This window comes from Acinetobacter sp. V102_4, from assembly GCF_031799005.1.
In the GTDB taxonomy this organism is placed as follows: Bacteria; Pseudomonadota; Gammaproteobacteria; order Pseudomonadales; family Moraxellaceae; genus Acinetobacter; species Acinetobacter calcoaceticus.
The window spans coordinates 220,768-235,755 of record NZ_JAVQNR010000053.1; the positions used below are offsets into that span (position 1 = coordinate 220,768).

Here is a 14,988-nt window from a genome sequence, read left to right on the forward strand (position 1 = left end):
GCCGCAAGTTGATATCAACTGATTTTGAACCTGAAAAAGTTATGCCAAAATATGGATAATGAAAAAAACAATCACGAGTAGATATATGTCACTTTATAATTATTCAGTTCTTTTAGGCGGATTATTATTTGCATCTATTGCCTTTGCAGGTCAGAAAACTAATGCTCAACGTGATTTCTATTTAAAATGTATGGCAGCAGGTCATAGCCGTGCAAGTTGTACATGTATTTATCACCGCTTAGAACGTCAATATTCCCCTAAACTGATGCTTAAACTTGGAAGCTTAAGTTTACAAAGCCCCGAAGTACCACGTGATTTTGTGAAAACAATGAAACGTACTATGCAACAGTGCCAATCTTAAATCTTCAATTTTTTAACCACATCCAAATTAATACCCCAGCCATACATAAAATTGCCGGATAGACAAACCACGGATGTGGAATGGTCCAAATCATAAGCCCCGCAGCCAAACTCATACTAACTGTCGAGATGTATTTTGCCTTTTTAGGAATACGCCGATGTTCCTGCCACTCGCGAATGATTGGACCAATATAACGATGATTTCGAAACCATTGATGAAGTTTTTCAGAGCCTCGAGCCGCAAAGAAAACAGCCAAAATTATAAAATCAACGGTGGGTAAACCCGGAATAAAAATACCCAATATGCCAAGTGCAATACACGACCAAGCCAAACCAATAAACACCCAACGCGCCCAAATAGAACGAGCAAGCTGACTGACTGGTTGAGCGGGTGCTAACGACTGCTCATGTTTTACAATTACATTTACTTGATTGAGTTTATCCATATCGGGTATTCCCTTTATCCACTTTTTATTATTTCAATGTATCGAGCTGATCAAGCGCTTGACCAAAATATCCAAAGGCATCTAACGCCCCTTGAACGACTCGGTCTTGCTGGGTTTGGTCAAATCCTGTTTCATCAAGTGCTTGTACAAAACGCTTCCAGACTTTAGCGCGCCCTTCGGGATAGGCAGCTAAATTACGCGCAGCAAACGTTTCAGAAAACCCTAAATGTTTTTGGGCCTCTTTAAATAAAAATGCAGCCCCTAAGGTTGAACCTTCAGACACGTAAATCCAGCCTAAAGCTTCGGGTAGTTGTACGTTTTCACTGTGTAATTGCTGTTCATTAGGTTGAATACCCAAATCATTTAAATCGGCAAGTGCTTGTTTTGAGCGACCACGAATATCGAGGTCCGGAATCAGTCCTGCCACACCCTCTTTTTCAAAAAGATGTTCAATTTCGCGCTGAAAGTAATATTGAGACAACGTAAATTGTGCGTATTTTTCTTTACTTGAAAATACCTTTGCCTCTGACATTAATTGATGCATACGTTCATGTTCGGCAGCGGTTTCTTGTTTCAAACGTAAAGACAAGCTGTTACTAATGATTTGTTCTGTAGATGAGTTCATCATCTTTCTCCTGCAAAATGGATATGGCTCATCGGTTAACGGCCCCGATTGAGTTTGAGTTGGACTGGAAAATCCACAACAATAGTCACGGCGCGACCGTTAATTTTGTGGGGTTTAAATCTGGATTTACGTGTAGCTTGCATGACCCGTTCATCAAGGCTGGCAATGCCCGAACTTTGACGTAATTGGATGTCGATCGGCTGCCCTTTTTCATTAATGCGAATCCGAAGCTCAACCAAACGATTTTGTTGTTTTAACTCGCGGTCATCATAGTCAAGCCCGCCAAAACTCAGTACATCCACACTACTCACCTGAACAACGTCATCATGTTCAACTTGAGTGCTAGGTGCTTTGGAATATTCTTGCTGCATTGCGGGTGTTTTGACACCGCCACTTTTGGTTTCGCTATTGCTGCTTTGTAGCAAATGCTCAGTTTGCGTTTGTTCAAGGTCAGTCGAACTGGGCTCTTTATCTGTATGAGCCACTCGTCTTTCTCTAGGCTGCACTGATTGAAGTGGAGCTGAATTACTTAAACTCGTTTTTGATTGTGCTTGCTGTTTGTCACTTAAATTATTTTGCACCACCTCTTTAGAGGCAGTTTTTGACGCTAATGTTTGAACATTTTTAGGCGAGTTTTTTGATTCTTCAGGTACAGAGGAGACCGAACTATTTAACGTAGATTTAGGAGTTAAACTTTTTTCGATAGGCTTACTTTCAGTCTGGTCATTTGATGGCTTTTTAGCAGGTGCCAGCGACACAAAACTTACTTTTAATGCATCTACTTTGGGTGATGTCGCAAAAGTATAAGGTTCAATTAAATGACTCAGCATCCAGACAACAAACACATGCAGACCAATCACCACGACTACGGTTAAGCACTTATAAAAATGCTTCGGCCCTTGTGGTAAAGGCAACATAACAATCAGCTTATGTGTAGGAAATAATGATTTTGATTTCATGACTTATTCCCTAAAAACGATGCTCAAGCTTGAGACTAATGTTGTGTTTATCGTAGGAATACAGCCAATCGACATTGCTTTTATTTTGGTTGTAACGGTAGGTTAAATTGGGTGTCATGCCATAAAACTCAAAGCGCGGCATTTGCACAACAAAGGTATAGTTCTGTTCAAAATCATGACGGCGTGCCAAGAAAGTTTCTGCGTATTTATCAAACAGGCGCCAACGGTAGGAACTTAACAAAGTGGTGTTAAATCCTGTGCTCCAAGATTTGCTTAAGCCCAACCGCACACCTTGCTGCTGGTAGGCAGCCATATATTTTTCTTGGGTCGAATGGTCGACTACATCTAAACCACCAAAAACAGTCCACTGATCTGGAAAAATCTTCCAGAAAGTGGCGAAGGCCGAACTTTCTACGCCATCTAGAGTTTTATATTTCTGATAATTTAAATCTTTACTTTCAGCTTCAAGCTTAAAGGCTTTATCTGCCGAGATAAAATGCATCCACTCGGCACGTGCACCCCACGCATTGTAAAGACCATCATTGCCATAACGTTTATGTTCAAAAAGCGGACTCACCCCAATTTGATTTTTTAAGTCAAAGTAGCTGTAGCCTGCATTAATGTTAATGGTAGATTCATTAAATGCCGCGTGGTCGTTATAGGACTGTCCAAAAGCCAACGCACGTAAAGCCACGCCATGAGGCCCCTTAATCGCATAGCGTTTAATCAGACTAGCTTCATAATCTAAACCCGTTGCCGATTCGGCTTTAGGCGTCCCACGGGTAACTTGCTCAATCGGGATAATATTACCGTCACTATCTTTGCCATAAAGCGTCCATGTTTTGCTCTGTTCAGAAGAACTATTTAAATTACTGACATAGGTGTAACCTGCTGAAACAGAGCCTTGCCAAGAGTCTCGTTTTTTTAATGCCTGAACAAAGGTATTCACTGTTGTTAAAACCCCAGACGGGATTACCGCAGGGTCACTTTGTTTAAGTTGGTCTTGAATAGAAATAAAAAGGCGTGCTGCTTCCTTATTCTTCTGTTGTTCAAACAGCACGCGCGCTAACTCAAGTTCACAAATTAAGTTATGTGGTTGTTGTTTTAAGCTGCTTTGAAATTTTTGTTCAGCCAATTTCAGTTGACCCTGAGAACGTGCAACTGCCCCTTCGGCAAAGTCGGTTAAAGCCCGATCGTAGCCAACATATTTCTTATAATGTTCTAAATAAACTGTGGCTTTGAGCCACTGTTTTTGCATGACTGCCAAATATAACGCTTTGGCAAGATCATTCTGGTTTTGCTCAACACTATATTCTTGTCCATTAATTTGAAGTTTAGGTAATTGCTCGGTACTACGAATGGTTCCCTGCTCGTGAAACTGGCGCTGTTCTTGTAAAAGCGTTTGATCCAAGCTTTGATTGAGACGAAGCTGTGTGTCTTCGTCGGCATATAAAAATGGACAACTCAACAATGTCAGACAGCACAAAAGCGTTCGTTTCATAAAACAATAAACCTGAAGCAACCAAGCAAAAGCCAAAAAACAAAAGGAACCTACGTGTGTAGATTCCTTTTGAATTCATTAATTTTTAGCACCGCCAAATGCAGTGTTGTAAGACACGTTATCAAACTGGGCAATACCCGCTAAAGCCGAAGCATTTGCACCGAAGAATTGACCTTGCACCACACCAGAGTTGTCGACACCAGCCGTACCATTAGCCGTTGCCAAACCTGCAAACGCAGCAGTACCCGGGTTAAATGCCACACCATCTAGGCTTAATGATGAAACAGCTGTACCTGTTCCTGTAAGCGTTCCTTCAAGTGTTCCCGCGCCATAATTTGCCGTGAACGTACCACTTAACAAATTGCTTCCAGAACCATTAATCCCTGCAACCGTATAAGTTGCAGTACCCGCAGTTGGAACAGTGGTATTGGTGTTATCACCCGCATAGTAAACGGTATGGCTCGCGCTTGCCGGTGTGTCGCCCGCTTTCCACCATTCACCAAAATAGACTTCCTGCGTACCGACCTGACCAAAGTTAAAATTACCTAATGCACTGTGTGAAGGTGGCATTGCAGACACTGGAATATGCGAAATATTAAAGGTTTTACTGCCAACCGTTACATTGGTATTACTCGTTCCCTGAGCAGCAAAAGCCTGAGCCAAACCTTTTAACGAACTAAAACCTGTAAAAGCGTTATATGGCGCACCCGCAGCTTGAACCGATACCGCTGCTACACCACCCGGATGGCTTGCATTGGCAGCAGCACCGATTTTGATGTTACTTTCATTACTCGAAATACCATCAATACCTGCATAAGCAAATGCAGTTGAACAAGCAACGAGACCCAAGAACAATTGAGAGATTTTCATTTGTTGTTACTCCATCTTTTTTAAAACTAAGTTATTGTTTAATTTAAAATAACGATTTCGCTATTTTTAGTTTATTGAGTAGGCCCAGCTGCAAACCTACTCAGTTTTTTTGTAAATAATAATCATTCAATCTTATTATTTACCGTTATCTGACTCCCCTTTTATGTATGTGTAGAGGGAATCAAATTCTGTTTAAAATTTGGTGGTCCAACTGATTTTCATCGTTCGGCCAGGTGCAGCCATGGCACTGCGAGTTAAAGGATCGATATAAAACTGGTTAGAAAGATTACTGCCGACAAATTCAACGGTGTTGTAGTTATCGACCTGATAACGCGCATAGGCATCAAAAATCCACGTGTCATCCCACGCCAAAGGCACATTGAGGTAATAGCCTTTATTGACGCTAGCATCATTGTTTTTGCGTAGCGGGCTTTCATAAGCTTTATAGAATGTTGCACGTGCACCGAGCTCTAACTTTTCATCTAAAAAGCGTACGCCAAGCAAACCGTGGAAACTCAGTTCAGGTGTAGCCATGGTCACCAAGTAACCATTTGGGAAACCATCATCGACACAGCGCTGATATGGTTCACGAAACTCAAGGCCCTGCTCGGTTTGAACCGTGCCGCCTAAAATCATTTTGTTAATGGCACTATTGGTATCACACACTTCATTTTTTAAGTTATAAGCCACGCTCAAGTCTGTGAAAAAACCGCCATTATCAAAACGACTTTGTAACTCTAAACCTGACAGCTTTTGCTCATCCATATTGGTAAAAATAAGGTTTTGATCACGCTCAATCACATTTTTGGTTTTGTTGTAGTAATAGGCGAGCTTAATGTCGGCATTACGCGCTGTACTGAACCAATCACGCATGTCATAGACATAACCCACTTCGTAATTAAAAGCGTGTTCAGGTTTGATTGTTTGATATGGCAACATGGCAGAAAAACCAACAGTGCTTTCAAACAAACTTGGTAAGCGATATTCCTCTGCATAGCGTGCATAGATTCTGCTGTTTGGCGTGAGGTGAATTGAGGCACCTAACTGCGGTGCCCAGCCGCTATCTTTAACTTTGTCGGCAGACTCAACCGGAACTTGGTCAACCACCGACATAAAATTACCGCCAGTTACGACGTACTTTTGTCCAGAGGCATTGAGCTGGTTTAAAGGATTATCAGCAAGCGACAATTGCCCATTCGCATCTGCTTTCCAGCTCAGCGTATTTTTCTGTGACCAGATCATGTTATACAACGTGCTCTCTGAGGCAGGCACGGTATCGAGCTGCCCATCCCAATCAGGATTTTTTGTGGCATAGCGCTGTTTTAAAACATTGATTAAACGCTGCTGAGTCGAGGTGTAACTCTCAGGCATAGTCTGATATTCAAAGGTATATTCTTTAAGCCTACTTTTTTTGGTAAACAGCGGATTTAAACTCGGGTCAATCTCGCTCTGCAAAGACTTATTTAAAAAGTCATCAACAGCCCAATACGAGCGATAACGCATGCCCGCATCAAAACTTAACCAAGACAGCGGTCGATAATTAAAATTAAAGTCGAAAGTTTTTTCCTCACGGCGCCCTGCCCGTGGTAATGCCTGATAGAGCGAATAACTTGGGCCAAATTCACCATACACATCATCAGACGTCAGCTTTTCTTTTAAGAAACTTCCACCGAGCGTCAAATCAAGCTGGTCTAACAAACGGGCTTTATTACTGACCGTAATGCCTTTACGCGTATTATCAGAATGGCTAATCGCCGTGTTAATAATCGTGTTATCTCGAAAGTCGATTGTGGTTGGCCACCCACCACGTGTGTAGGTCTGGCTTTCGGTGTCGGTTTGCCAAATGTTGGCATAGAAATCAATCCAACGATTATTCTCAGGCTTAAATTTATATTCGAGGCTATAGGCTTTAGAGTGAATATTGCTTAAAGGCCACTGCGGAACACCCAAATCAGGCGTAATGCCCCAAACAATACGAGACGGCATAATTTCACCAAAAATATTTTTGGTATCTCGGTAAGTCAGTTTAAGAGTCTGGTGATCGGTTGGGCGATAGGTCCCTTTTAATAACCACGACTCCATATGACTTGAAGTGTTGGGAACTTCATCGCCTGGTTGATAGGCATAAGCAAAGTAAGGAATAAAATCGAGGCTACTATCTGGCGTCGCTCGTTTATAGTAGCCCGCGCCATGTGTGCCCGAAAAATAGTTACCGCGCTCACGTACTGCATAGACAGCCAGTAAATCGAATTTATCTTGCTTGGTGGCAATTGCCAGTCGGCCCGCTAAGTCATCGCCCGAAAAATTAGAGTTATCACTTCTGGTACGATTCTTTTTATAAATATCGGGGTCGTATTTCGCCCCGTTCATGTCGATCCAAGGCGTTGTGTCATCGTAGTTTTGGCCTACTTTACTCATGTCTGGCAAAGATGGATCAATTGAGTTGGTTGAGCCTTCTACTCTTAACTCTGCACCAAAAGACTTACCCGGACGAACAATATCATCGGCCTCTAGCGTTTTGACCACCACACCACCGCCAACAGAAGTCGTGGTATTGCGCTCTAAAGATGGGCCTTTAATAACTTCGATGCCCGCAATGAGATTGGGGTCAATATAGTTTCGGTTGTTTACCCCGTTGTAACCACGCCATACGGCAATTGACTGTTCAGTGCCATCAATGGTTAAAGGCACACGGCCAACGCCCTGCACACCACGTACACTTGGGTCGAGTGCACCACTATTACGGGCATCGCCGCTATAGACTCCCACCATGCCTTGTAAAACATCGGCTGGGTTGGTTCCCTTAAAGCGCTCGACATAGTCTTTGCCCGCATAGACCGAAGAACGGCTTGCATCATAAACTTTGTTATAGCCTTCTGTGTCACGGTCTTCTTTGCCGTACACCACAATTGGGGTGAGTCGTACCGATGCATCTTCTTCAATTACGGCACCACTTGGTGGCAGGCTAGCGGCCTGAACCTTAGATGAAGCTACCCGAGGCGTAGATTTTTTGCTGAGTGTGTAGCCCTGCCCAACTTTTACAGCGCTAAATTCAGTTGTCTTTAGAAGCTGCTCAAAACCTTGCTCGACAGCAAAATTGCCTTTTAAGCCTAGGCTATGTAACCCTTGGAGTTGCTGGGCATCCATTGCAATTGAAGTACCGGATTGTTCTGCAAACTGATTGAGTACGTTGGCAAGACGGCCCGCAGGAATGTTATAGCTTTTAACTCCGGCTGTTTGTGCATAGGCCTGCTGCATAGGCAGCACAACAAGCCCACCCATCGACACAGCATGTATGGCAAACGCCAGTGTTGAGAATCGAAAAATCGATCGATTCCGCTTTTGCCCCGTTCCCGCTTTTTTCATTTGCCCGCCCCAGTAAATCGTAATAAGAATCATTCAATACAACAGATTAAAATGATCCATATTTATTGCTTCTACTTACTATGACGGACGACTTTCAAAAAAGTGGAACCTAAAATTGAAAATAAATTTAATTTTTTATTATTTTAAAGAAACCATGACCACAAACGGCGTGATTTGCTTAATTTTCAGGTCAGGAAAAACCGTAGCCAAAAGTTTAAGCGACTCCGTGGTTTGATCTAAAGGCAACACAGCATTGACCCGTACATGTTGCAGTGCCGCATCATTAAAAATAATTTTGCCTTTGTAATTACGTTCTAGCTCTTGTAGCACTTGATTCAGCGGCAGGTTTTCTACCATAAGCTGATGCTTTTGCCATTTTTGTTGTTCGTTATACACATTTAGTGCAGGCAGTTTTTGCACACCGTTTTGGTCCATTTTAATGGCTTGCCCTGCTTCAACAATAGCCTGACGAGTAGTATGCAATTGGGTCTTTTTAACCTGTGTAGCTTCTACTTTTACCTTTGAGTGGACCATTTTGAGTTCGGTTGCCGAAGGGTCATAACGGACACTAAAAGCTGTGCCGAGTGCCTGAATTTGTCCATGGCTGGTTTTGACCAAAAACGGTCTGGTCTTATCTTTGGCAACATCAACATAAATTTGACCTTGCACCAACTCAACCACTCGCTGGTTGGTTTTAAAATCAAGATTGACCGCGCTTTTGCCACGTAAAATTAAACGTGAACCATCTGGTAAGGTTTGCGTAGTCCACTGCCCCGATTGCCCTTGAATGTCGGCCGTAACATAGGCCACTGTAGTATCGGTTAAATAAAATAACGCCCCACTCATGGCAACAAACACAACGGCAAAAGCTGTTCCTGCACGTAAATGTTTATAGGCTTTGCCTGAGCTTAGGCCAGCTTTAAGGGCAACTTTGGTAACTTTTTTATGTCCGCTGGTTTGAGAAAGTTTTTGAATCGAACCAATACACTGTTCAATATCGGCAGCCACTTGACGATGTTGCTCACTGTTTTTTTTCCACTCTTCAAATTTTTGTTTGGCGGTTTTTCGTGAGCTTTCATCATCCGAACTCAGTTGAACAATCCAATGTGCGGCTTCTTCAACCAGTTGGTGATGTTTGCTTTTATCCATGGCCATTTAAATGCAAGCGTCCATGTCTTGTCGGTTTTGGTAGCACTGAATTAAACAGCTCGCCAAATATTTTTGAATCATTTTGGTCGACACATTTAAACGCTCGGCAATTTCTTTATGGGTATAGCCTTCTAGATAATGCAAAATAAAAGCTTGCTGTGCTTTTTCAGATACACCTTCGAGTGCTTTGCAAAGCTGGTTAATTGCCTGAATAATTTGCATTTGGTCTTCGGGCGAAGCCACCGCGTCAAGCATATATTCCATTTGACTCAAGCCATCTAAATAAGCCTGTTCAATGCGTTTACGGCGAACTTGGTCAATCAGCAGGTTTTTAGCAATCGAGGTTAAATAAGCACGCGGTTCCTTAATGCCAAATAGCTCGTCACGCGTTTGTAGCAGTTTAATAAATGTGTCCTGAACCAGATCTGCGGCCTGTTCAGTATTACCTAATTTTTGTCTCAACCATTGGTGAAGCCAACTTTGGTGACTTCTATATAACTGATCTACAAGCAAAGAAGTTTTGTTCACAGCAATTGGACTCAAAACAAGGAACCCACAAATGATAATAATTATCATTTAAACAAGTCAAGCAATAATTCAAGTAAAACTTAAATCACTGTTTAATAAATTGAATTAATTGCTCCCTTACTTTGCTGCACTTCTCTTAAAGCAAATGAGCCAAATTTTTAATTTCTTCCATCACTGCCTTACAAGCAGGCGTTAAATAACCATGCTTAGAAATAGACAAGGAAATATAGCGCTTTAGCTCGGGACTTATAATTTTTGCGGCTTGAATTGAGGTGTATTGACTGGCCTTTTTTAAAGCCTGTGGCCCAAGCATGGTGTAAATGCCAGATTCGGAAACTAAATGCGTTTGTAAACTAATCGAGTCAGCTTCAAACACAATATTGAGCTCCACCCCATTTTCATAGGCCATGTGGTCTAAAAAGTTTCGCCAGTTACTTGGCCTGCAAAACGTGACCAGCGGTAACTGATTTATTGCTTTAAAGTCGACTTCATTTGCCTGAGTGAGCACATCTCCTTCACAGCCCACCAAATAGGTATCGGCTTCGGAAAGATAAACATCGCCCTGTTTAGGCGTCGGGTTAAACCGATAGAGTATAGCTAAATCGACGCTACCATCTTCGAGCCATTTTTCTAAATGCACCCCTTGCCCTTCACGCACCGACAGCTTAATTAGGGGATATTTTTGTTGAAGCACTTTATAGAGGGTCGATAACAACGGATGTGCAGTAGATGGCAAACTGGCAATACGAACCGTCCCGATCGGGGTATCGGTCGAGTGCAAAATTTCATTATTGAGCTGGTCGGTCACGTTCAGCCATGAACGAATTTTAGGAAGTAAATGCTGGCCTAAATCGGTAAGCTCAACACCACGTCCGGTTCGGTTAAACAAACGACCACCACATTGCGCCTCAAGCTCATTCATTTGCCGACTAATTTGCGGTTGGTTGGTGTTATGCAGCATGGCGACTTTGCTTAAGCTACCGAGTTCCACCGCGTCTAAAAATATTTTCCATAAATCATAATTCATCGATTCTTCCTAAATCGTAAACTAGCACTTTTGAGCTATACATTTTCAGTATAACTGAAATTCAAGAATTGGTAATTCCTACATAGCTCACCTATTTCTATACTCCAATCATGTTCTCTACAACACGATTTAAATCAGATTAAGAACCAGAGAATATTTAATTACACTGTATAGGAAGTACGATTATGAGTTTAGATTTACGTGGATTAACCCCAGCACCTGTGACTCCTTTTACCCGTGACGGACAAGTAGACCATGATGCAATTCAACGTTTAGGTTCATGGTTAGGCAGTATTGATGGTGTGAAAGGCTTGGTTGTTCTTGGGCATGCAGGTGAAGGAACATTCTTGTCGCAAAAAGAACAAATGCAGGTCATCGAAAGCTTTGTTAAATCGGTAGATGACAAAATTCCGGTAATTGCAGGGATTACACTCGAAGGTACTTCGGTTGCAGCAGAAGAAGCAAAACGTGCCGTAAGTGCGGGTGCTTCAGCAGGTTTAATTTACCCTTCACATGGCTGGTTGCGTTTTGGCTATCAAAAAGGCGCACCACAAGACCGCTATAAAGCAATTTATGAAGAAAGTGGTTTGCCATCTATTTTATTCCAATATCCAGATGCAACGAAGGCCACTTACGACCTAGAAACTCTACTCGATATTTCTGCACAGCCGGGTGTGTTTGCCATGAAAAATGGCGTGCGTAACATGCGCCGTTGGGATGTCGAAATTCCAATTATTCGCCGTGAACGTCCAGACTTACAGATTTTGACGTGCCACGATGAATATTTGCTTCACACCATGTTTGATGTAGACGGCGCTTTGGTTGGCTATGGCAACATTGCCCCTGAACTATTAATTGAAATGATTAAAGCAGGTAAAGCCAAAGATTATGCCAAAGCGCGCGCACTTCACGATCAGCTTTTACCAGTGACTCGCAATGTCTATCACCGTGGTTCACATATGGAAGGCACGGTAGCGCTTAAACATGCATTGGTTGCTCGCGGAATTTTGGACCATGCCACTGTGCGTTCACCACTGCTTCCACTGGCAGATGGTGCTGAGCAAGAAATTCATGATGCGATGCGTCAAGCCGGAATTGGCAAGGTCGATTTAACCCAAGCCGTTGCTTAAATTCTATTCGGGCTAGCATATACGCTAGCCTTTTTTTCCTGTACGCTGCCTGAGGCCAAACATCGGGCATGTCACTTAAAAATAATAATAAAAGCATGCAAACTGTGGTGAACAGGTAGTGCGAAATAGAACAAAAAAACTACGAGGAATGTAGTCATAAGGAGATAGAAGATGACAAATCTAGCGGATGTAGAACCAATTAGTCATCATCAAAAAAATGCGGAAATTATTGCAAGACTCGAACGGCTTCCTGTGACCGGTCGATTGCAATTTATGCGAATTACCATTGGTATAGCGACCTTTTTTGACGCCTATACTGTTCTTGCGATTGCCTTTGCTTTACCCCAACTCATTACCGAATGGCATCTTACCCCTGCCTATGTCGGTGCGATCATTGCCGCGGGCTATGTCGGTCAACTGGTTGGTGCCATCTTTTTTGGTTCTCTTGCCGAAAAAGTTGGTCGTTTAAAAGTACTGTCTTTTACCATTTTACTGTTTGTGGCAATGGACATTTCTTGTCTGTTTGCGTGGAGCGGAATGTCACTGTTAATTTTCCGTTTCTTACAAGGCATAGGAACAGGTGGCGAAGTGCCTGTTGCCAGTGCCTATATTAACGAGTTTATTGGTGCAGAAAAGCGCGGTAAGTTTTTCTTGCTCTATGAAGTTTTATTTCCAATGGGCCTGATGTTTGCAGGCATGGCAGCATTTTTCCTGATGCCAATTTATGGCTGGAAAGTCATGTTTATTGTAGGCCTAGTTCCATCTTTACTGGTCATTCCTTTACGGTTTTTCTTGCCTGAGTCACCACGTTGGCTTGCTTCAAAAGGCCGTTTTAAAGAAGCCGATAAAGTTGTCAAAAGTTTTGAAGATGGTGCGATTAAAAGCGGTAAAACTTTGCCTGAACCTGTGGTTAAAGACATTAACCCGCAAGGCATGGCAAAAACCGACTGGCGTGAACTGTTCCAAGGCATTTACCGCAAACGTACCTTTACCCTGTGGGGCATGTGGTTCTGCGTCTATATGATTAACAATGCCATGGTGACTTGGCTGCCATCTCTCTACAAACAACACTTTGGTCTGTCGCTTCAAACCAGTTTAGGTTATGGCTGGATTACGTCGGGCGTAGGTGTGATTGCCTCTATTATCTGTGCGTTAATGATTGATAAAGTCGGCCGCCGTCCTTGGTACAGTGCAGCGTTTTTCTTGGCAATCATTCCACTCATGAGCCTCTCGATTTTAGGTGCAAAATCGGCGATGGAAGTTGTGATTTTGGCAACGCTGAGCTATGCCATTTTGCAGACCATTTCATTCTCTTTATATCTTTACGCTGCCGAACTTTACCCAACTCGCCTACGTGCTATGGGTATTGGTTTTAGTACCGCTTGGTTACGGGCAGGCTCTGCGATTGGACCTGTGATGGTCGGTCTGGTGGTTGGTGGCTATGGCATTCAATATGTATTTAGTGTGCTGGCAGTTGTGGCGCTGATTGGTGGCCTAGTGACCTTCTTGTTTGCCATTGAAACCAAAGGCCAAGTGCTCGAAAAACTCTCTCCTTAATTCATCCATTTCATAAAAAGCTTGCCTAACCTCAGCGTTAGGCAAAGGGCTTATTCATGCTTAAAAAAGGAATTTAAAATGAATAAATATTTGCTATGGGGCTGTATTGGTTTAGGCAGTGTGAGCAACGCTTATGCAGAACTTCCTCAAGAATTTGGCAAGTTAGAATTAACACTTAACACCCGTTACTGGAATGATGAAGGCACTGCCCACCCTACACTTGCCAACCCTTCGCCTTCGTCGAGTGAATATGAACAAAGTGCGTTAGGGCTTGAGTTAAATTATCAGTCACCTTACTTGTGGGACTGGCTTGGGGTAGATGGTTCACTCTATGCAGTCACCAAGTTATTTGACTCTGGCAAGCCCAGCGCTCAGCTTATAGAAGTCGAAAATAACGGCAAGCTCGATCAAAACTTTGCAACTTTAGGACAGCTCTACATCAAAGCAAAACTGGGTGATAAAGGCGAAATTAAATTAGGCCGCCAGTTGCAAGACTCGTTGTTACTTAAAAGTACCAATAACCGCGCGGTGCCAGACACTTTTTCGGGTGCGAGTGGTCAGTTTCAACTGAATGATCAGCTACAGACTTACATTGCTTACTATGACCGCTGGAAACCGCGCAGCATGGACAGTTTTGAAAAACTGGTGACTGAAAATGACGAGCACATTGATTATGTGGGTTTGTTTGGTGCCAAATATCAGTACAAAAACTGGAGCGTGAATGCCGAATATTTAAATAGCAAAGATTATTTAAAAAAGTACGGGGCGATTGCTCAATATAAGTTGCCCTTGCATGGCCTTGTGTGGACATTTAACACAGGTGCTTTTTTCTCGCGTGATGATGGCAAGTTGTTTAAATGCGGTGCCGAAACCGAGCTGGACTGTGTAAAAGGCCAAGACATTAACAACCGCGGGCATGGTTATTTTGTCGATGTAAATGTGGCCAAGAATAATATTGAAGGTGGCATTGCCGTTTCAAAGTTTGATGGTTTTTGGATTGAAGATAACTTTGCCGTGCACTCTGACCGCAACTCGGTTTTAACGCAAGACCACGGCACCAACCCGTTTCCAACCTCTGCGACCATTGGCCCAGACTTTACCAATAACGATGAAACTGCGGTTGCCCTTCGCTTGAAATATAACTGGAAAGACTACGTGAAAGGTTTAAAAACCGAAGCGAAGTATATTTATGGCTTTGGCACTCACCAAAGTAACATCAGCAGTGATATTGAAGGTAAAGAGCGTTACTTTGACTTTACAGTGAGTTATGCCTTGCCGTGGGTGAAAAACTTAGATGTGCGTTATTCATTTTTGCATTATGAGTCAAAGTTTGAAAATGCAAACCTAGGTGAGAAAATAAATGGAATGACCCGTAAAGATTGGGACCAGCACCGTGTATTTATTAATTACCGTTATACGTTTTAAAAGTAAGCTAAGCCTTCAGCTTAGCTTTAAAAAACCGTCTTTCAA

General features: G+C 42.7%; 13 protein-coding genes. 4 read left to right on the plus strand and 9 right to left on the minus strand.

The window, feature by feature from the left end; all coding sequences use genetic code 11:
• Positions 1-85 precede the first annotated feature (85 nt).
• Positions 86-361 (plus strand): hypothetical protein, encoded by a 276-nt coding sequence (locus tag RMB13_RS21445; protein WP_005042387.1) that lies wholly within the window; start codon positions 86-88, stop codon positions 359-361.
• 4 nt (positions 362-365) lie between these two features.
• On the opposite strand, the gene RMB13_RS21450 is transcribed toward RMB13_RS21445, so the two are convergent.
• From RMB13_RS21450 to RMB13_RS21490, 9 genes are all read right to left on the minus strand, one after another.
• Positions 366-806 (minus strand): YbaN family protein, encoded by a 441-nt coding sequence (locus RMB13_RS21450; protein WP_311086317.1) that lies wholly within the window; start codon positions 804-806, stop codon positions 366-368.
• A 28-nt stretch (positions 807-834) separates the two neighbouring features.
• Positions 835-1,434 carry a biliverdin-producing heme oxygenase gene (locus tag RMB13_RS21455; protein WP_311086318.1) on the minus strand — a complete coding sequence of 200 codons (600 nt, stop codon included), beginning with the start codon at positions 1,432-1,434 and terminating at the stop codon, positions 835-837.
• A 32-nt stretch (positions 1,435-1,466) separates the two neighbouring features.
• Positions 1,467-2,390 carry an energy transducer TonB gene (locus tag RMB13_RS21460; RefSeq protein WP_311086319.1) on the minus strand — a complete coding sequence of 308 codons (924 nt, stop codon included), beginning with the start codon at positions 2,388-2,390 and terminating at the stop codon, positions 1,467-1,469.
• Between the two features lie 10 nt (positions 2,391-2,400).
• The gene (locus RMB13_RS21465) at positions 2,401-3,867 is read right to left on the minus strand and encodes a porin family protein (RefSeq protein WP_311086349.1); all 1,467 of its coding nucleotides are present in this window, start codon (positions 3,865-3,867) and stop codon (positions 2,401-2,403) included.
• Between the two features lie 102 nt (positions 3,868-3,969).
• Positions 3,970-4,761, minus strand: coding sequence for a Slam-dependent surface lipoprotein (locus RMB13_RS21470; RefSeq protein WP_002041986.1), 792 nt, complete (start codon positions 4,759-4,761; stop codon positions 3,970-3,972).
• Between the two features lie 192 nt (positions 4,762-4,953).
• The gene (locus RMB13_RS21475) at positions 4,954-8,127 is read right to left on the minus strand and encodes a TonB-dependent receptor domain-containing protein (RefSeq protein WP_311086320.1); all 3,174 of its coding nucleotides are present in this window, start codon (positions 8,125-8,127) and stop codon (positions 4,954-4,956) included.
• Between the two features lie 138 nt (positions 8,128-8,265).
• On the minus strand, positions 8,266-9,282 hold the full coding sequence (locus tag RMB13_RS21480) for a FecR domain-containing protein (RefSeq protein WP_311086321.1): 1,017 nt from the start codon (positions 9,280-9,282) through the stop codon (positions 8,266-8,268).
• Positions 9,283-9,804 carry a sigma-70 family RNA polymerase sigma factor gene (locus RMB13_RS21485; RefSeq protein ID WP_081409543.1) on the minus strand — a complete coding sequence of 174 codons (522 nt, stop codon included), beginning with the start codon at positions 9,802-9,804 and terminating at the stop codon, positions 9,283-9,285.
• Positions 9,805-9,940: 136 nt separating this feature from the next.
• Positions 9,941-10,831 carry a LysR family transcriptional regulator gene (locus tag RMB13_RS21490; protein WP_311086322.1) on the minus strand — a complete coding sequence of 297 codons (891 nt, stop codon included), beginning with the start codon at positions 10,829-10,831 and terminating at the stop codon, positions 9,941-9,943.
• 185 nt (positions 10,832-11,016) lie between these two features.
• Here RMB13_RS21490 and RMB13_RS21495 point away from each other — a divergent pair, with 185 nt between their 5' ends.
• The 3 genes from RMB13_RS21495 to RMB13_RS21505 all read left to right on the plus strand — a co-directional run bounded on the left by RMB13_RS21495 (position 11,017) and on the right by RMB13_RS21505 (position 14,943).
• Positions 11,017-11,961 (plus strand): dihydrodipicolinate synthase family protein, encoded by a 945-nt coding sequence (locus RMB13_RS21495; RefSeq protein ID WP_003653186.1) that lies wholly within the window; start codon positions 11,017-11,019, stop codon positions 11,959-11,961.
• 171 nt (positions 11,962-12,132) lie between these two features.
• Positions 12,133-13,518 (plus strand): MFS transporter, encoded by a 1,386-nt coding sequence (locus tag RMB13_RS21500; protein WP_005048525.1) that lies wholly within the window; start codon positions 12,133-12,135, stop codon positions 13,516-13,518.
• Positions 13,519-13,596: 78 nt separating this feature from the next.
• Positions 13,597-14,943: an OprD family outer membrane porin gene (locus RMB13_RS21505; RefSeq protein ID WP_311086323.1), complete on the plus strand. Its 1,347-nt coding sequence runs from the start codon at positions 13,597-13,599 to the stop codon at positions 14,941-14,943.
• The last annotated feature ends 45 nt before the right edge of the window (positions 14,944-14,988 follow it).